The following is a 16,087-nucleotide window of genomic DNA, read 5'->3' on the forward strand; positions in this document are numbered from 1 at the left end:
TCCGTCAGCTGATGGAGAGGAACCGGCTGATGATGAGCACGGAGGCAAGCCAGATCCCATAGGCTCCCCCCACGCTCTCCAAAAATCCCCACCGGCTGACAAGGAACCAGAGCGAGATGAGGAAGAGAAGCGACGGGATGGCAAAAAAGAAGGTCCCGAGGACCAGCTGGCGGGTTGTCTCGATCCCCGCTTCGCTGTACGTGAACAGGAACGCGATGGTGGTGATGATGGGTGCGGCGGCAAGGATGCCCCCGTATTTCGGGTTCACCTGCTGTGCAAGATACGTTACCCCGACAATGATGCTCCCGCCGGCAACGAACTTGATCAGGGCCTGCAGGTGATCCATGACATCTTAGGGTCACCGCTCCTTCTGTTTAATACCTGTGCCTCCCCACGGGATTCCTGCGAGACACATTGCCCAAAATTCGTTCACGCTCGCCAGTCCGGCGCAAGTGTACTTTTGTTAACATCAGGAGATCTAATATAAATTGCCGCCCCACTGTGTAGTAATGAAACAGATCGCCCTGTACGGGAAAGGAGGCATCGGGAAGTCCACGACTTCGGCCAACCTCTCTGCCGCACTCTCCCACCGGGATCTCTCCGTCCTCCAGATCGGGTGCGATCCCAAGCGCGACAGCACCCGGATGCTGATGCAGGGCCGGTTCATCCCTACGGTGATGGACCTTGTCCGTGTCCGGGGCGATGCAAACGTCTCCCTTGAGGATGTTGTCTTCACCGGCTACAATGGCATCCGGTGCGTAGAGGCGGGCGGACCTGAGCCGGGCGTTGGCTGTGCCGGGCGCGGGATCATTGCCACGTTCCAGCTGCTCGAGAAGTTCGGGGCCCTGAAAGGCGACGTTATCGTGTACGATGTCCTCGGCGACGTTGTCTGCGGGGGCTTTGCCATGCCGATGCGGGAGGGCTATGCGCAGGAGATCTATCTTGTCACCTCCGGCGAACTGATGTCCCTGTATGCGGCAAATAATATCTGCAAGGCAGTCCAGAGGCTGGCCTCGCGGGTGAAGAGCAAGTGCCGGCTTGGCGGGGTGATCTGTAATGCCAAGGGGCAGCCACGCGAAGAGGAACTGGTATCGGAGTTTGCCCGTCGCGTGAACAGCACGATGGTCCAGTATATCCCCCGGGACCATGTTGTCCAGCAGGCCGAGGTGAACCGGCAGACCGTGATCGAGTTTGCGCCCGACTCGCCCCAGGCCGGCCATTACCGCTCCCTTGCAGGAAGGATCGTGGAGAACACCAATCTTTCCATCCCTACTCCTCTGGAGACTGATGACCTCGAATCCCTTGCCCGCGAATTCCTCTAGGCTCGGCGGCTGTACGCTCACGGGGGCGATCTCGGTGACCTCCCATCTCCGCGATACGGTCACCGTTGTCCACGGGCCGAAGGGGTGCAGCCATCACAATGTCTCCCTCCTCCATGCCAGCTGGCTTGACAACGACCATGCTGTCCTCCCCAGCCTCCTCTCCACGGGACTCTCCGAAAAAGAGGTGATCTTCGGGGGGGAAGATGCTCTCAGGAAGGCGATCGGATCCGCGGCGGGACAGGAGGGTGTCCGTGCGGTTGTTGTCCTCTCCACCTGCGTTGTCGGGACGATCGGGGACGATGTCGGCGCTGTCTGTTCGGAGGAGTACCGCGTGCCGGTGATATCCATCCCCTCGGCGGGATTCCTCGGGGGCACGTTCCAGGACGGGATGAACAAGGCCCTCATCGCCCTTGCGGGTACGGCAGGGCCCTGCCAGAAAGACCGCGGTGTCAACATCATCGGGGAGATGAACCTCGAATTCGAGGTTGAGGAGAATTACCGGGAGATCGAACGGCTCCTTTCCCTCCTGCACCTCCCGGTGAACCTCCGGTTTGTCCACAACCTTTCGTGGGACCAGATTGCACGGCTCGGGAGAGCAGAGCTTAATATCCTGCGGAGCCCGGCCCTTGTCCCGGTGGGAGAGTACCTGAAAAACCGGTTCGGCACCCCGTATATCCCCTCGTTCCCCCACGGGCTCTCTGCAACCCTCTCGTTCATCCGTGAGGTTGCAGCCCATTGCGGCATCGACGGGCAGGTGGCACTGCGGGAGGAGTGCCTGCGGCAGGAAGAGATGCTTGGCCAGTTCTCCGATCTCCGGCAGGTGCCCGTCTCCCTCGACCGCGTCCACTCCGGAGAGGACGAACTCCTTGCTGCCGAGGAGCTGGCTGCTGCGCTGGACCTGGTGATGGGCACACCGGGAACGTGCGCCCGGCTGCCGGTGAGTGCTGCCGTCGGGACCGCCGGGACACGGCGGATGCTCCACCGCTGGAGGAGGGCTGCCCATGCCTGAGTGCGACAATCCCCTCTGGCCGTGCGCCATGACCGGTGCCGCTGCCTGCCTTGCCGGGTTCGACGGGATCGCGGTTGTCATCCACGGTTCCAGCGGGTGCTATTACTACCCCACAACCCTCCTCCATGCGCCGCTCCATGGCACGTTCATCCTCGAGGACGACGTGATCTTCGGTTCGGAGGACCGGCTCCAGGAGGTGATTGGCAGCCTGTCGGGGACGGGAAAACGGATCGCAGTTATCACGACCTGCGTTCCGGCCCTTCTCGGTGAGGACATCCGGTCCATGCTCGATGAACACGACGTGATCCTTGTCGACAGCCCGGGCTTTGCCGGGGATGTCGAGACCGGCTATGCCAAAGCCCTTGCCGTGCTTGGACCTCAGGTTGACCCGGAAACATCCGGAGTCAACATCGATGGAGCCTGCCTCTTTGACCCGTTTGCTGCCGGGAACGTCCAGGAGGCCAGAAGGCTCCTTGATATGGTGTCAGTTCCCGTTGCAACGGTCTTTTCATCGGACCGGTACGACTGCGTGCACCATGCTGCTCCGTTCACCATCAGCACCAACGGGGACTTCCCCTCCGGCATCGGGGACAATCTTGGCGGAATGCTGGGTCTTACTGGCGTCCGAGAGACCTTCGCCCGGATTGGCGACACTATTGATGGTACTGACTGCGATCCGGTCTTTTCGGAACTGGAACAGCAGGAGGAGCGCCTTGTCCGTGCGTGCGATAAGTTTCTCCAGCGGTACGATCCCCCGTTTGCTGCGATCTTTGCCGGTTCCTCGTATGCCCTCTTTGCCGCTGAAACCCTCCACCATTATCTTGACGCGGAGATCTGCTGCATCGGGACCCGGAATGCACCCGGCAACAGCCGCTTCAGGGCTGAGCAGGTATCCAGTCTCTCGCGGGCCCGCGACCTGATCGCGACTCATGAGCCGGATCTTGTGATCGGCTCCTCGTTCGAACGCTCGCTCAACGGAGAGAAAGCATTTACCGGGATCATCCCCCCGCTCCGGGGCCGGGTCAGGATCTATCCTGCACCGCTCGCCGGTATCAACGGCACCCTCTCGTTCATGGAATCTGTGCTGAACTCCTGCATGGATAAAAAACCCTGATCTGTTCTCTTATTCCATCATCCCTCCGACGGCATTTCACTTTCACTCCGCGCACGCCGGGGGGTTATATACCGTCCGGATCAACGCCTGTATACGACAGAAGGTGGTCGTGTATGATGGAAAAAGCAGGGTATCTCCAGGCAACAAGGTCGCAGGCAGTTGACAGCGATGGCATCCCCCACGGGATTGTCGAGCTCCACATTCGCGGGAGCCGGTACGCGATCCGGCGCTCCGACCTGATCCGGGCGGTAACCGGCAGGGTCCACGTCCAGGTCGAGGACCTTACCCGGAACTGGGGGGATTTCCTCGGCCAGACCCGGGGCCTTGCGCAGGTCTCGGCATCCGGGAAAGCCCTGAACATCGACCTCTTCGGGCTGGGGAGTTATACCCTCTCGCTGTCATCGCTCAAGGCCGTGCTCTATGGCAAGGAACGCCTTGCGGTCATCGTGCGCATCCCCGAGGCCCCGCTGGTCAGGATCCGGAGGGTAACGGATGGCCAGCAGACCATTGGCGCCGCAGTCTGAGTTCCTGAAAATCCTTAATAATCCCCTCTTTTACGGCGGTAAGCGTGCAACATTAATAGTTCTGCGACAGATGATCATACGTGATGTAAGCCCTCCTGCCCCGCCGGTATTATGAGTCTTCCGGCACGGGCAGCGGGTGTCGGGTATGGATACCATGGATACGGATTACCGGGCACTTGTTGAGAACCAGCAGGATCTCATAGTACAGTTCAATCTCGAAGGACGCCTCCTTTTTGTCAACGCGGCCTATTGTGCAATCGCAGGAAAGTCCCGCGAGGAACTGAACAACAGCGTCTTCATGCCGGTGACCGGTGAGCGGTACTCCGACGTTGTCGCTACGCAGATGACCAAGCTCTTCCGTCCGCCGTATGCCTGCATTGTCGAACAATGGCTCCCGACCAAGATGGGGCTGCGCTGCATCAGCTGGTCGGCCCGGTCCGTGCTTGGCCCCGACAACACGGTTGTTTCCATTGTTGCAACGGGGCGCGACGTCACCCCGCTGAAAAACGAGCAGAAGGCAATACGGAAACGCGATGCCGAGCTCATGGTCCTTCTCGAGAGCGGGGTGCAGATGTACTATACCCATACCCCCGACCACCGGATGGTCTTTGTCAGCCCGCGGATCCGCGACATGCTCGGGTGCCGCCCGGGCGAGGGGAAACGCCTCTGGACCGACTACCTGACCGACCACCCGATGAACGCCTCAGGTCTTGAACGGACAATTCGTGCCATCGCGTCCGGGAAACGGGAACCCCCCTACCGGCTGGAGATGGCAACCCGCGACGGGAGGAAGATCTGGGTCGAGGCAAACGAGGTCCCGGTGGTGAAGAACGGGAAGACGGTCGCGATTGCGGGATCGCTCACGGATATCACCGAGAAGATGCATGTGGACGAGGGGATCGAGGAGGCCGAGATCCTCTTCAAGGGCGTCCGGCCAAAAGAGCCAAAAGAGGCAGGACGCTCCCCACTGCGTGCCATTCGCTCGATCTTCGGACGTGACGAGGCTGCAGAAGAGGAGTCTGTGTAGCCCTGCCCGGTGACCGTTCTTTACCGTCTTCTGTTTTTATGCCCGGCAAAACCTCGCAGGGGATCAGGCCAATGGCGTTGGTATCCGCTGTCCGCAGGGATGTTTCCGGCATTCTCGAAAGGCCGTATACAGAAACGATTGACCACCGGGCTTTCCAGCCGGACAAACGGATTCTCGTCCTCTGGGCAGCCGATTGCGCGGAGCACGTCCTGCCGTTCTTTACCAGTGAATGCCGTGGCGACGAACGGCCAAACCTCGCGATAATCACGTGCAGAGAATGGGCAGCCACCGGCATTTTCAGGATGGCAGACATCCGGAAGGCTTCCGTCGATGCCCATGCTGCCGCCAGGGATGCGCAGGGAGCGGATGCAAAATTCGCAGCCCATGCAGCAGGACAGGCGGTCGCAGCCATCCATGTTCCAACGCATGCCTTTGGGTGTTCGGTCTATGCAATCCGGGCGGCTGCAGCCCATACCGGTAATGTAAGTGACGGTCTCATTAGGGAACGCGGGTGGCAGATGGAGTGTCTGCGCCGGCATACAGCTGATCGGGAACCCGCATAACGGACACCATGAACCCGGAGTGCGGGAAAGCAGACAAAGCACCCTGCCGGGTTTTTCCTGGCACTCCACACGAAGTCATCTGATACAGATGACAGTGGCAATGCACCTGTGCTTTCGCAGGATGGCCTGAAATAATCCTCTGTCTTTTGCCATAGAGGGGATCGGGCGGTGTACTTATTGTTCTATCCGGACCGGCCTGTTTTCGTAACTAACGTCGATATGTTATAATATTTCTGTGAAATTTCTCCACCCGGTTTTGTTTAGTACACCGTCCGACCCCCCCTTACCCTTTTGCTGAGGGCTGCATTTTTTCATAAGATTACGACGGGCATGGGTACCCAGACCCGGATTGGCGGGAGAGGGGGTCGGGCGGTGTACATATCTCCAGTAAGACAAATGAGTGAGAAGATTGAATGCGAAGCCATATTGGGTATTTTAGTGCGGATGATTATCCTGGAAAAATCTGTTCAGAAGAAATCTTCATTCACAATGATGGGGGCTGATGTCCCCATACCCCCGGTTGTGATGAACGGCCGCCGCCCCGTAGGGCGAGTCGAAATTATCACTTCTCCACAGCCTGCGGCGACATCAAATACCAATCATCCCGACGTCTTGCTTTTCGTTTTAAGAGATGCAAACACGACATCATTGCCAGAGTCAATGAGCTGAATGACTCTTTTCCAGATTGCCCTATCTGATGGAGCAGCACTCATTCCCATAGGGAGGAAGGTACAGTGAGTCATGTTCACTTATTCCCTATTCGAGTCATCGCGAATATTTCTGCACCGGTAATACAGGGGCATCGCCTGCGCCCCCGCCCCCTCGGGGGCAGGGATGGCGCAAGGGGGGGTGATCGTAACAAAGAGATATGTTTTTCAGAAAAAAGAAAAATTCGGTTCGTGAAGAAGAACCCGGTCAACAGCCCTTCTTCACGCACTCCGCGATATACGAGCCGGCCTTTGAGGTGCTGACTGCCTTCCCGCCAAGGTCGCGGGTCACCATGCCGTCGCGGATACTCGCTTCAATGGCCTTTACCACTGCTGCTGCCGCCTCGTGCTCGCCAAGGTGGTCGAGGAGGAGCGATCCTGCCCAGATGGTGGCGATGGGGTTTGCCACGCCCATGCCCTTGTACTTCGGGGCCGAGCCATGGATAGGCTCGAACATCGAGGTGCCCTTCGGGTTGATGTTGCCGCCCGGGGCAAGGCCGAGCCCGCCCTGGATCATGGCGCCGAGGTCGGTGATGATGTCCCCGAACATGTTGGGGGTGACAACCACGTCGAACCACTCGGGGTTCTTGACAAACCACATGGTGACCGCGTCCACGAAGTTGAACTCGGTGGTAACGTCCGGGTAGTTCTTTGCGGTGTCCAAAAAGACATCGCGCCAGAGGCCGTACACGTCCGAAAGGACGTTTGCCTTGTCCACCGAGGTAAGTTTCTTCTTCCGCTGCATCGCGAGGTCGAATGCATAGGTCTGGACCCTGCGGGCGCCTTCGCGGGTGATGACGCCGATCTGGTAGGCGATCTCTTCTGCATCGCTCGTGACATCGAGCCCGAACTTCACGTTGTAGATGTCGCGGACAACGTCGAGCTCGATCTTCTGGTGCTGTTTGAACCGGGAGCCGATACCGACATAGAAGTCCTCGGTGTTCTCCCTCACCACCACGAAGTCGATGTCCTTTGGCCCTTTGCCGGCAAGGGGAGTTTCAACGCCGTCAAGGAGCTTGATGGGGCGGAGGTTGACGTACTGGTCGAAATGGAACCGGAGCGCGAGGAGGATGCCTTTCTCTAAGATCCCCGGTTTCACCCGGTCGTCGCCAATGGAACCGAAGTAGATGGCCTTGAACTTCTTCAGTTCGGCAAGGTCATCCTCCGTGACCAGCTTCTTCGTGGCAAGGTAACGATCCGCCCCGATATCGAAGTCGGTCCACTCGATAGCGAAGTTGAACTTTTCCCCTGCTGCTTCCAGTACTTTCTTTCCCTCGGCCACGATCTCCGGGCCGATCCCGTCTCCACCGATTGATGCTATCTTGTACATGCGGGTGTCTCCTTCAATCCTTTTGCATATTCCACGAGCCCGCCGGCATCGATGATGCCCTGCATGAACTCCGGTACCGGTTCAATGGCGTACTTCTTGTTGTCCGCCTCGATGAACCCCTCTTTGATGTCCAGCCGGATGGCTGCCCCGTCGGCAATCTTGTCCGCATCCGGGCAGACAACCGGGAGCACGCCGACATTGATGGAGTTGCGGAAGAAGATCCGGGCAAACGACCGTGCCACCACGACCTTCACCCCTCCCCCCACGAGGGCGAGCGGGGCGTGTTCGCGGGAGGAGCCGCAGCCGAAGTTGCGTCCCCCGACGATGACATCGCCTGGCTTCACCTTCTTTGCATACTCGTCTCTCGTTCCTTCGAACGCATGCTTTGCCAGTTCGTCCGGGTTATTGATGGTCAGGAACCGGCCGGGGATGATCGCATCGGTATCGATATTGTCGCCGAACTTCCATGTCCGGGCATTCTTCGCCACCGGACCGGACTCGGGTGCGATCTTCCTGACCGGGATACTCTTCTTTGCCGCCATGTCAGACCTCCCTCGGGTCGGTGATCTCTCCCGTGATTGCGCTTGCCGCTGCCGTTGCCGGGGAGCAGAGGTACACCTTGCCGTCCGTGCTGCCCTGACGGCCCTTGAAGTTCCGGTTCGAGGTCGAAAGTGAGACCTCTCCGGGGGCGATAAGGCCGAACGCCCCGCCCATGCAGGGGCCGCAGCAGGGAGCCTCCACAAGGGCGCCTGCCTTTACGAACTTCTCGATGAGCCCTGCCTTTAAGGTCTTGAGGTATTCGTCCCGCGATGCCGGGATGATGATGGTCCGGATCTTCGGGGAGAACTTCTTCTTGCCCAGCACTTCGGCAGCTTCCTTGAGGTCCTCAAACCGCCCGTTCGTGCAGGACCCGATGAAGACCTGGTCGACATGTGTCCCGGCGACCTTGCTGACCGGGACACCGGTATCGACATTGTGCGGCACGGCGACCTGCGGTTCGAGGTCAGAAACATCATAGGAGCGCTTCTCCGCAAATGTTGCATCCGGGTCGCTGTCCAGTTCGAAGGGCTTCATCTTCCGGCGCCCTTTCATGTACTCCCACGTGATCTTGTCCGGGGCAACGATCCCTGCCTTGCCTCCCATCTCGATGGCCATGTTGCACAGCGTCATCCTGCCGGCCATGTCGAGTTTCCTTACGATTTTCCCGGTGAACTCGATGGCCTTGTAGGTCGCTCCGTCGGCACCGATATCGTGGGCGATGGCGAGGATCAGGTCCTTTGCCCCGACGCGCCGGGGGAACTTTCCGGATACTTCCGCACGGATCGTCTCGGGCACCTTGAAGTAGAGGGCGCCGAATTTCAGGGCAAATCCCATGTCGGTGGACCCGATACCCGTGGCGAATGCCCCTGTCGCGCCGTACATACAGGTATGGGAGTCAGCCCCGACAACGATCTCGCCCGGGGCAGCCCGGCCCTTCTCGATCGTCACCTGGTGGCAGACACCTTCGTTGATGTCATAGTTGTGGATGTCCTGCTCAAAAGCAAACTTCCGCATGTACACGTGGTTGTTTGCCGCCTCGATGGAATCTGCGGGGATCTGGTGGTCAAAGAGCATGATGATACGCTTTGGGTCGAACACCTTCTTCCCGCCCATCTCGTAGAACTTCTGGATGGCAAGCGGACCCGTGATGTCGTGGATCATCGCCCCGTCAAGGGGGGCCATGACCACTTCGCCCGCCCGTATCTCCTTGCCACATTTCCTCGAGAATATCTTCTCAACGATTGTCGCTGACATGCTCAATCGTCTCTACTATTGACACGCCCTGCTCATGTAGTTTCTGTGCACCACTTTTCCCGCACCGCCATGACTGCGACAGGATTCGCACTCAAGGCAAGTTTTAATCCCGTTTCTGGCCAAGATTATGCGAATATCATGATGCGAAGACTGAACTTCCTCTGTATTGCGCTTGCCATCCTCATGGTGGCAGTGGTAGGCACCGTTGCTGCGGCAACGGGGGATTCGTCGGCAGACAAGGTCATCCATGCCCAGGGAAGCGGCAATATCATCGGGACGCCCGACCGGGCGCAGGTGACATTGGCCGTCCAGACCGAGAATGCCGATGTCAAGGTGGCCCAGGAACAGAATGCCGCCAAGATGACCAAGGTTATCGATGCCCTTGTGGCGGCAGGCATCCCCCGTGACGCCCTCAAGACAACCGGGTACAACATCTATGCCACGTACGATGACTCGGCCAAGGGGTTCCTTGATCCCAAGGTCAAGTCCTACCAGGTGACAAACACCTTAACCATCACCCTCCACGACGTCTCCAGGACCGGGGAAGTGATCGACCTTGCAGTGGCAAACGGTGCAAACCAGGCAAACTCAATCCAGTTCATGCTCTCGGATGCACAGGCCACAGCCCTGCGGAACGAGGCCTTAATGAAGGCCGTGACCAATGCCCGTGCAGATGCCGAGGCAGTTGCCAGTGCCATGGGTGTCAGCATCACCGGAACAGGGAATGTCGAGATCTACCAGGGCTACATGCCGGTTGTCTTCTCCAATTATGCGCAGGACGCATCTGGCAGGGTAGAAAAAGCTGCAACCACCACACCCATCCAGTCCGGGGATATCACGGTCAATGCGCAGGTCTCCGTGACCTACACCTACCAGTAATCTCTTTTTTTCTCATCCCGCTGCACGCTCTTCACAATGTTTTTAATTTCGCAGCGTGATCATTTCATAAAACCAGCATGTGTGCCGGGAATTCCGGTATACGATAGCAGAAATCTCGAATATCCATCAATCAGCGGATACAATAGGATTGATTTTCACAATGGAGCGCACGATCGGTTTTAAGGAGAGAAGGTATATTGAAGAGCTGCGAATCCTCACCAAGGCAACCGCCCTGGACTGCGTAATCGATGACCGGTTCGACCGGGTCATCTACGTGATCCGGCAGGGTGACATGGGCCTTGCGATCGGGAAGAAAGGCGAGAACATCAAACGGCTGCAGAATGTCCTCGGCAAGCGGATCGAGATGGTCGAATTCGCCGAGACGCCGGATGCGTTCATTGCCAATATCTTCAAGCCGGCCGAGGTCACGAGGGTGGAACGATCGTCCCCGGAGGTACCGGTGAATGTTCTTGTGCGGCAGAGAAGCGACCTCGGGATTGCCATCGGGAAAGCCGGGTGCAATATCGAGAAGGCCCGGGTCCTCTGCCGGCGGTTCTACAACACCGAGGTCGGGGAAGTCCTGCTCGAAAAGGAGGAAGCATGAAGACGCCTGTCGACCCGAAGGTCATAGCCGAACTCTGGCAGATCATCTGCGACCGTGCCGATCACCCGAAAGAGGGGTCCTATACCACCCGGCTTCTGGCGGATGAGAAGGGGATCGACAAGGTGCTGGAGAAGGTGGGCGAGGAGTCCACCGAGTTCATCCTTGCCGTCAAGAACGGCGTTCCCGAGCGGACGGCGAGCGAGGCTGCCGACCTGTTCTTCCACGTGCTCGTTGCGCTCCGTGCCTCGGGCGTGAGCCTCGCTGACGTGATAAAGGAACTGGAACACCGCAGGAAATGATGCGGGTACCCGGAGACTCCCGTTATTTCTGGAGAAACGCCATCAGGTCGACTACCTGCGGGAGGTCCTCGTTTTTCTGTGCTGCCGTGGCAAGAACGGTCTCTTCCACAAAGATCGGGACGTCGCCCCTGAGTGCCAGCGCAATCCCGTCGCTCGGGCGGCAGTCCAGGTATTCCTCGTGCCGGTTGTTCATAAAGACGAGCTGCGCATAGTAGACACCGTCATCGATACTGTCGATCTGGAGCGAGCGCAGGGTGATGGAGAACTTTGCGCAGAGGTCCAAAAAGAGGTCGTGCGTAAAGGGGCGGGGCAGCACCTCCCGGTTCTTTGCGCTGTTGATGGAGACTGCCTCCCAGATCCCGATGAAGATCGGGAGGAATCTGTCGGAACCGTCCGTGAGGATCACGAGGGGGACCGTTGCCGTCTCACCGGTAGCCATGAAGACACCTTTGACCTCGCAACGGACCTGTGTCATGCCAGTGCACAGTGATTGCTGTCAACCGTGATAAGGATTCAGGTGGAAGGCGGCGGTGGCGGGCAGTTCCCCTCTTCGAGACAGGCCCGGGCTTCCCGCCGGACAATGATGATGCTTGAGAGGATGCCGAGCGCGATATTGAAGTAATAGAGGACAATGCGCCAGAGCACGACAAAGATCCCGACAACCCCGGCCGGGAGGAAGAGGGCGTACATGGATGTGGCGCCGACTTCTGCAATGCCCGAGCTCCCCGGGGTTAAGGGGAGCATCATCAGGATTGCGAGGATGAGCTGGATGACGAACGACTCCAGGATGAGCGGGGGTTGTCCGAGCCCCACGAGGATGAGGGATGCGGTGATGATCTCGGAGACCCAGTAGAGGAGGGTAAAGATCATTCCCCAGACGAGCCCTCCTTTTGCCGTGTGGACAAACCGGACCGTTGATCCCTGAAAATTATCAATTTCCTTGTCTGCCCGTACCAGCAGCGACTCGACCCGGGAATTCTCCCACGTACGGGTCAGCCACCGCGTGCAGCGTGCGACGACCCGCTTCACCACATCCGGGCGCCGTATGGCCAGGTAGAAGAGGAAGAGGCACCCGGCAACGAAGATCCAGGTGACAAAGACCATGATCTCCGAGACCGTTCCGAGCTGCTTCCACTGGTCGGTCAGGACAATCATGGAGAAAGCGGCCAGAGCTGCAAGGGCGATCCCATCGAGGACCCGTTCCATAATGACTACCGCAGTCGCATCCCCGAGAGGGACATTTGCCTTGTAGAGTTCGTGGACCCGGACCGGCTCTCCCCCTGCCTGTGCCGGTGTGATTGCTGAAGCGAGGAGGTTTGCAAAGACCAGGTTCAGGCTGTACCAGAATCCGACACGGTAGCCAAGCGAACCCGCCATCATCTTGACCCGCATGGCCCAGAAGCACATGGTCAGGAGGTGGGTGAGGAATGCAAGGAGGAGGAACCAGGGATTGATCTGGGTAAGGTAGGTGATGGTGTTCTCGTTGATGGTGAGGAGGAGGATAACCACGAGGACGGCAAGGGAGAACCCGACGGAAATATAGAGCCATTTCAACTGAGACTTGTCCATTGACGTACCCCGGTAATTCTGCAACTGTCAGTCTAACAGGTTATAGGGCAAAGTATATACTTTTTCTTTCGCCGGTTCCCCGTCAGTCCACGGTGAAGATTTCGTGGTTTGCATGGATGGCAAAGAGACCGGATCCGACCCCGGCATCGAGCCAGCCGTGGCCATAGCTGAAGCAGGATAAAGCGTCTTCTCTCCTTCCCTCCGAAGCCTCCCGGCTCCCGTTCTCCAGGTAGATCCCTGCAATGAACAGCACTTGTCCTGCAAAGGCATGCGCAGGTGTCCCGGGGGCCGGTGCAGGGGTTACCGAGGCAATGGCAGTCTGAAGGAGCCGCGCATACCGTCCGGTCTTCTCGCCCAGTTTCAGGAAGTGGGTGGCCGGCACCCGTTCCGCCGGGGTGGCAAAGGGGCACCGGGAGTTCCCGCCGGAACAGGCGAGCGCCCCGGACGCGATGCCGCAGTGGAGCCATCCCAGGCCGTACAGGAACGCGGCAAGGGCGTTGACCGGATCATCTATGGAAAGGAATGTCCGGCCATCACTCTCGTACGCGGATGCCATCCGGAGCACGGCATCCCCGGTCTTCCCAAGCAGTGTCCCCTCCGGTGCACTGCACGTTGTCTGTTCAAGGGCCGATGCAAGCACTGTTGCGCATTCTGCGATCCTCATAGGCCGGCGAACATCTCCAGGTACTCCCGCTCCATATCGTGCAGTTCCGCCGGCACGATCAGGATGTGGAGTGGCGGACCGAAATCACAGGCCCTGACCAACTCTTCCGGCCCTGCCCGTACCACCGGCTCACCGGACCCTGCCCGGGCAATGCCCACGTACAGCGGGATTTTGGCCTTCCGTGCCGCTGCCATCTCCTCCAGCAGGGCAACGGCTTCCGGCACGGTCATGTACCGTTCGTCCTGGATGTCAAGATAGACCAGCGTATGGAGCCGCTGGGACAGGTTTGTCAGGATGACGTCAAGGGGCGTTGTCGGGAACCAGTTCTTCTGCGGGAATGGAAGGGAACAGGACTTCCCGAACCGGTAGTTCTGGAGCCCCGAGAGGCCGCAGACAGCGCTCGCGATGGAGGCGGCATGGATGATCGCGGTCCTGATCCCTCTTTCTGCAGCCCGCATACGGAGGTCGGCATGGGTTGTTGAGACCATCGGGTCTCCCGCGCAGAGAAACACCACGTCTTTCTCCGCGGCCTCGTCCAGCATTGCGCCGGGATCCTGTTCTACATCGGACCGGTACAGCGGGGTAACGGGCCTCCCGTAATATTCCTCAAGTTCCTCCCGCGTTGCACCCATGAGGCGCGACGTGTAGCATTCAAGGTAGACCCTGTCCGCGTTCCGGATACGAACGAGCCCCTTTTCCGATACGTCCGTCTTGTCAAAGAGGCCAAGGCCGATGAACGTCAGCATGTTCTCCCGTCCCGGTCAGTACCTGAACTGGGTTATCGAGTCCACGAGCGATTCAAGGACGAAATTCACATCAGTTTTCCGGGTTGCCGAGATCTGGTAGAGGGGGACCTCGTTGCTGATCGCAAGAACCCTACGGATCAGTTCCGGGTCGAGTGTTCCCGTCAGGTCGTTCTTATTTACCACAACGGCAAACGGGATCCTCCGTCGTGCAATCATGTCGCTCAGGAGGCGAGCCCGGGGGAGCTGGTCCGCGTTTGTAGCGTCGATGATAAGGAGCGCCCCCATCGCGTGCCCGAGATAAGAAGGCAGGAGGGAATCGAAGCGCTCCTGCCCCGGTGTCCCGTAGAGCGTGATGTCGAAATCCTTCCACCGGATCCAGCCGAAATCCAGCGCTACCGTTGTCATGCCTCCCTCCTGTGCCTTCCGGTCAACAGAGTGCCCCTCATCCGCGGCATTGAGGACAAACGTTGATTTCCCCGATGAAGCCGGACCCGTGACCACGATACGGGGGATGTAGGGAATGATCCTTCCCTCGCCAATGATGAACGGGACCGAGCGGACGGGCAGATCTGCCCACGAGGTATGGACAAGGGTGAAATAATTGAACTGCGGGAAGGGCCGGAACGACGAGCGGATGGCAAGCACGAGATCGAACTTCATGTCGCGGATGAAATGTTCAGGGAGATCCGGGCCCTCCAGGTTCAGGTGTTCGATGATAAGCGTGATCCCGTTTTTCCTCTCCATCTCCTGCACCGAGATGAAGATCACGGCTGCGGCATCGGTCCCGAACTCCTCGTTTAAAAGATCGAAATAGACAAAGATGATATCCACGTCATGCTGGCGGCAGAGTTTCCGGATCCGCGCCTGCAGTTCGCGTGCCCTTCCCTCCGGCGACCTGCTGCTCTTTAAGATCCGTTCCCAATCGATGGCATCGAAGAAGGTGACCGGTGCCATGGCAAGATCGGGCCGGGGCCCGTACATTGCCTGCACATCGTTCCGGAATGCATCGACCGTTGTGTTCGGGAGGACGACAAGGCAGGATTGTTTCTTTGCCAGTGCACAGGACAGGGTCGAGATCATGAAGAGCTGGCCGTCAACCCCGGGTTCAAGGCTGTACAGCACTTTACTGCCCTCCGGGATACCGCTTCCGAGCATCTCGTCCAGGCCGCTTATCCCGGTCGAGATCATGGGAGGATGGTCACCTGACCTTTCGAGACGGAGAATTTCATCCAGTCTCCCTGCATGCCGGGAAGCCCGCGGATGCGCATCATGTTGACATTCTGCTCGATCTTGACCTCGATGACACAGTTCATCAGCTGCTTGATCAAGGAGAGTGTCTTGTCATCGAAGGACTCGTTGTTGAGGAGATAGACTCCCACGCCTTCGATCTTCTTCAGTTTTGCCGTGAGCACATGGAGGAACTGGTACAGCACTTCGAGCCGGCGGTACATCAGGAGGGTGGAGATGGAGTTGACACAGAACCGGATCGGCGGCGGAAACAGGCCGGTCTCGCCGTCGGCAAAATCCCCCTCGAAAATGCATTCCACCATGTTCGAGAACTTGATCCCGATGCCGGTCAGGTCCGTGGGGCTGGAGACGAACATCAGCCGGGTGGTGTCGGTGATGCCCGGTGTCGAGCTCTTGGTGATGGCATCAATCACGCCGGTGAACCGCTTGTCGGCCCCGGCTACCTTGAATGCGTCGACCACTTCGGCAGCGCGTTCATTGGTCGAGAGTACGATGGCGTACTCGCCCGGTATTGGTTTTGTCAGTGCGTACGCCAGCTGGTCGGCGGCACTCATGGGCGGACCTAAGATGAGGATATTGGTCCCGGCATCAAAACCGCCGGTCTTCTCGTCTATCTGCGCGATACCCGATTTATAGGTGTACATTGATCGATTGATCATTTTATCAGAAAGACTTATAATCTCTCCTG

Annotated in this window: 20 protein-coding genes; 10 read left to right on the top strand and 10 right to left on the bottom strand. The window is 58.6% G+C overall.

Translation table 11 applies throughout. From position 1 onward, the window contains the following. Window positions 1-4: 4 nt before the first annotated feature. Complete coding sequence (locus PHF39_RS08355) at window positions 5-346, bottom strand: DUF3147 family protein (RefSeq protein WP_300222909.1); 342 nt, start codon at window positions 344-346, stop codon at window positions 5-7. A 163-nt stretch (window positions 347-509) separates the two neighbouring features. Between PHF39_RS08355 and cfbC the strand changes: the two genes are divergently transcribed. The 7 genes from cfbC (at window position 510) to PHF39_RS08390 (ending at window position 6,228) form a co-directional block, all read left to right on the top strand. Further along, window positions 510-1,322 carry a Ni-sirohydrochlorin a,c-diamide reductive cyclase ATP-dependent reductase subunit gene (gene cfbC / locus PHF39_RS08360; RefSeq protein ID WP_300222912.1) on the top strand — a complete coding sequence of 271 codons (813 nt, stop codon included), beginning with the start codon at window positions 510-512 and terminating at the stop codon, window positions 1,320-1,322. Next, window positions 1,288-2,331 carry a nitrogenase component 1 gene (locus tag PHF39_RS08365; RefSeq protein ID WP_300222915.1) on the top strand — a complete coding sequence of 348 codons (1,044 nt, stop codon included), beginning with the start codon at window positions 1,288-1,290 and terminating at the stop codon, window positions 2,329-2,331. Before cfbC ends, PHF39_RS08365 begins: the two co-directional genes overlap by 35 nt. Further along, window positions 2,324-3,445 (top strand): nitrogenase component 1, encoded by a 1,122-nt coding sequence (locus tag PHF39_RS08370; RefSeq protein WP_300222918.1) that lies wholly within the window; start codon window positions 2,324-2,326, stop codon window positions 3,443-3,445. The genes PHF39_RS08365 and PHF39_RS08370 overlap by 8 nt, the downstream gene beginning before the upstream one ends. A 113-nt stretch (window positions 3,446-3,558) precedes the next feature. Then, a complete protein-coding gene (locus PHF39_RS08375) occupies window positions 3,559-3,969 on the top strand; it encodes a hypothetical protein (RefSeq protein ID WP_300222920.1) in 411 nt (136 codons plus the stop codon). A 145-nt stretch (window positions 3,970-4,114) separates the two neighbouring features. Then, window positions 4,115-4,996 (top strand): PAS domain-containing protein, encoded by an 882-nt coding sequence (locus PHF39_RS08380; RefSeq protein ID WP_300222922.1) that lies wholly within the window; start codon window positions 4,115-4,117, stop codon window positions 4,994-4,996. 71 nt (window positions 4,997-5,067) lie between these two features. Continuing rightward, complete coding sequence (locus tag PHF39_RS08385; RefSeq protein ID WP_300222924.1) at window positions 5,068-5,559, top strand: putative immunity protein; 492 nt, start codon at window positions 5,068-5,070, stop codon at window positions 5,557-5,559. A 396-nt stretch (window positions 5,560-5,955) separates the two neighbouring features. Then, window positions 5,956-6,228 carry a hypothetical protein gene (locus tag PHF39_RS08390; protein ID WP_300222926.1) on the top strand — a complete coding sequence of 91 codons (273 nt, stop codon included), beginning with the start codon at window positions 5,956-5,958 and terminating at the stop codon, window positions 6,226-6,228. A 246-nt stretch (window positions 6,229-6,474) separates the two neighbouring features. On the opposite strand, the gene PHF39_RS08395 is transcribed toward PHF39_RS08390, so the two are convergent. Genes PHF39_RS08395 through PHF39_RS08405 form a run of 3 tightly spaced genes read right to left on the bottom strand, consistent with a single transcriptional unit; the run spans window position 6,475 to window position 9,390 of the window. Continuing rightward, window positions 6,475-7,596 carry an isocitrate/isopropylmalate family dehydrogenase gene (locus tag PHF39_RS08395; RefSeq protein ID WP_300222928.1) on the bottom strand — a complete coding sequence of 374 codons (1,122 nt, stop codon included), beginning with the start codon at window positions 7,594-7,596 and terminating at the stop codon, window positions 6,475-6,477. Then, the gene (locus tag PHF39_RS08400) at window positions 7,584-8,138 is read right to left on the bottom strand and encodes a 3-isopropylmalate dehydratase (protein ID WP_300222930.1); all 555 of its coding nucleotides are present in this window, start codon (window positions 8,136-8,138) and stop codon (window positions 7,584-7,586) included. The genes PHF39_RS08395 and PHF39_RS08400 overlap by 13 nt, the downstream gene beginning before the upstream one ends. A gap of 1 nt (window position 8,139) precedes the next feature. Continuing rightward, window positions 8,140-9,390, bottom strand: a complete 1,251-nt coding sequence (locus tag PHF39_RS08405; protein WP_300222931.1) for a 3-isopropylmalate dehydratase large subunit — start codon at window positions 9,388-9,390, stop codon at window positions 8,140-8,142. A 138-nt stretch (window positions 9,391-9,528) separates the two neighbouring features. Here PHF39_RS08405 and PHF39_RS08410 point away from each other — a divergent pair, with 138 nt between their 5' ends. From PHF39_RS08410 to hisE, 3 genes are all read left to right on the top strand, one after another. Then, entirely contained in the window at window positions 9,529-10,269 is a 741-nt protein-coding gene (locus tag PHF39_RS08410; protein ID WP_300222933.1) for an SIMPL domain-containing protein, read from the top strand. Between the two features lie 160 nt (window positions 10,270-10,429). Continuing rightward, window positions 10,430-10,873: a NusA-like transcription termination signal-binding factor gene (locus PHF39_RS08415; protein ID WP_300222935.1), complete on the top strand. Its 444-nt coding sequence runs from the start codon at window positions 10,430-10,432 to the stop codon at window positions 10,871-10,873. Continuing rightward, on the top strand, window positions 10,870-11,172 hold the full coding sequence (hisE, locus tag PHF39_RS08420; RefSeq protein WP_300222937.1) for a phosphoribosyl-ATP diphosphatase: 303 nt from the start codon (window positions 10,870-10,872) through the stop codon (window positions 11,170-11,172). The genes PHF39_RS08415 and hisE overlap by 4 nt, the downstream gene beginning before the upstream one ends. 22 nt (window positions 11,173-11,194) lie before the next feature. On the opposite strand, the gene PHF39_RS08425 is transcribed toward hisE, so the two are convergent. The 6 genes from PHF39_RS08425 to PHF39_RS08450 all read right to left on the bottom strand — a co-directional run bounded on the left by PHF39_RS08425 (window position 11,195) and on the right by PHF39_RS08450 (window position 16,043). Then, the gene (locus PHF39_RS08425; protein WP_300222939.1) at window positions 11,195-11,647 is read right to left on the bottom strand and encodes a bifunctional nuclease family protein; all 453 of its coding nucleotides are present in this window, start codon (window positions 11,645-11,647) and stop codon (window positions 11,195-11,197) included. 38 nt (window positions 11,648-11,685) lie between these two features. Further along, window positions 11,686-12,741 carry a flippase-like domain-containing protein gene (locus PHF39_RS08430; protein ID WP_300222941.1) on the bottom strand — a complete coding sequence of 352 codons (1,056 nt, stop codon included), beginning with the start codon at window positions 12,739-12,741 and terminating at the stop codon, window positions 11,686-11,688. Between the two features lie 82 nt (window positions 12,742-12,823). Further along, window positions 12,824-13,405 carry a DUF357 domain-containing protein gene (locus tag PHF39_RS08435; RefSeq protein WP_300222943.1) on the bottom strand — a complete coding sequence of 194 codons (582 nt, stop codon included), beginning with the start codon at window positions 13,403-13,405 and terminating at the stop codon, window positions 12,824-12,826. Beyond that, window positions 13,402-14,151, bottom strand: a complete 750-nt coding sequence (gene dph5 / locus PHF39_RS08440; RefSeq protein WP_300222945.1) for a diphthine synthase — start codon at window positions 14,149-14,151, stop codon at window positions 13,402-13,404. The genes PHF39_RS08435 and dph5 overlap by 4 nt, the downstream gene beginning before the upstream one ends. Window positions 14,152-14,166: 15 nt before the next feature. After that, a complete protein-coding gene (locus PHF39_RS08445) occupies window positions 14,167-15,339 on the bottom strand; it encodes an ATP/GTP-binding protein (RefSeq protein ID WP_300222947.1) in 1,173 nt (390 codons plus the stop codon). Further along, window positions 15,336-16,043, bottom strand: a complete 708-nt coding sequence (locus PHF39_RS08450) for a hypothetical protein (RefSeq protein WP_300222949.1) — start codon at window positions 16,041-16,043, stop codon at window positions 15,336-15,338. The genes PHF39_RS08445 and PHF39_RS08450 overlap by 4 nt, the downstream gene beginning before the upstream one ends. Between the last annotated feature and the right edge of the window lie 44 nt (window positions 16,044-16,087).

Origin of the sequence: Methanoregula sp., from assembly GCF_028712425.1 — an archaeon.
In the GTDB taxonomy this organism is placed as follows: Archaea; Halobacteriota; Methanomicrobia; order Methanomicrobiales; family Methanospirillaceae; genus Methanoregula.

Bases quoted from the DNA above. Each gene is read 5' to 3' on its own strand.
- PHF39_RS08380 (WP_300222922.1), top strand. From the start codon at position 4,115: ATGGATACCATGGATACGGATTACCGGGCACTTGTTGAGAACCAGCAG.
- PHF39_RS08365 (WP_300222915.1), top strand. From the start codon at position 1,288: ATGACCTCGAATCCCTTGCCCGCGAATTCCTCTAGGCTCGGCGGCTGT.
- PHF39_RS08410 (WP_300222933.1), top strand. From the start codon at position 9,529: ATGATGCGAAGACTGAACTTCCTCTGTATTGCGCTTGCCATCCTCATG.
- PHF39_RS08355 (WP_300222909.1), bottom strand. From the start codon at position 346: ATGGATCACCTGCAGGCCCTGATCAAGTTCGTTGCCGGCGGGAGCATC.
- cfbC (WP_300222912.1), top strand. From the start codon at position 510: ATGAAACAGATCGCCCTGTACGGGAAAGGAGGCATCGGGAAGTCCACG.
- PHF39_RS08375 (WP_300222920.1), top strand. From the start codon at position 3,559: ATGATGGAAAAAGCAGGGTATCTCCAGGCAACAAGGTCGCAGGCAGTT.
- PHF39_RS08395 (WP_300222928.1), bottom strand. From the start codon at position 7,596: ATGTACAAGATAGCATCAATCGGTGGAGACGGGATCGGCCCGGAGATC.
- PHF39_RS08390 (WP_300222926.1), top strand. From the start codon at position 5,956: ATGAGTGAGAAGATTGAATGCGAAGCCATATTGGGTATTTTAGTGCGG.
- dph5 (WP_300222945.1), bottom strand. From the start codon at position 14,151: ATGCTGACGTTCATCGGCCTTGGCCTCTTTGACAAGACGGACGTATCG.
- PHF39_RS08405 (WP_300222931.1), bottom strand. From the start codon at position 9,390: ATGTCAGCGACAATCGTTGAGAAGATATTCTCGAGGAAATGTGGCAAG.
- PHF39_RS08435 (WP_300222943.1), bottom strand. From the start codon at position 13,405: ATGAGGATCGCAGAATGCGCAACAGTGCTTGCATCGGCCCTTGAACAG.
- PHF39_RS08425 (WP_300222939.1), bottom strand. From the start codon at position 11,647: ATGACACAGGTCCGTTGCGAGGTCAAAGGTGTCTTCATGGCTACCGGT.
- PHF39_RS08430 (WP_300222941.1), bottom strand. From the start codon at position 12,741: ATGGACAAGTCTCAGTTGAAATGGCTCTATATTTCCGTCGGGTTCTCC.
- PHF39_RS08370 (WP_300222918.1), top strand. From the start codon at position 2,324: ATGCCTGAGTGCGACAATCCCCTCTGGCCGTGCGCCATGACCGGTGCC.
- PHF39_RS08450 (WP_300222949.1), bottom strand. From the start codon at position 16,043: ATGTACACCTATAAATCGGGTATCGCGCAGATAGACGAGAAGACCGGC.
- PHF39_RS08385 (WP_300222924.1), top strand. From the start codon at position 5,068: ATGGCGTTGGTATCCGCTGTCCGCAGGGATGTTTCCGGCATTCTCGAA.
- PHF39_RS08415 (WP_300222935.1), top strand. From the start codon at position 10,430: ATGGAGCGCACGATCGGTTTTAAGGAGAGAAGGTATATTGAAGAGCTG.
- PHF39_RS08400 (WP_300222930.1), bottom strand. From the start codon at position 8,138: ATGGCGGCAAAGAAGAGTATCCCGGTCAGGAAGATCGCACCCGAGTCC.
- hisE (WP_300222937.1), top strand. From the start codon at position 10,870: ATGAAGACGCCTGTCGACCCGAAGGTCATAGCCGAACTCTGGCAGATC.
- PHF39_RS08445 (WP_300222947.1), bottom strand. From the start codon at position 15,339: ATGATCTCGACCGGGATAAGCGGCCTGGACGAGATGCTCGGAAGCGGT.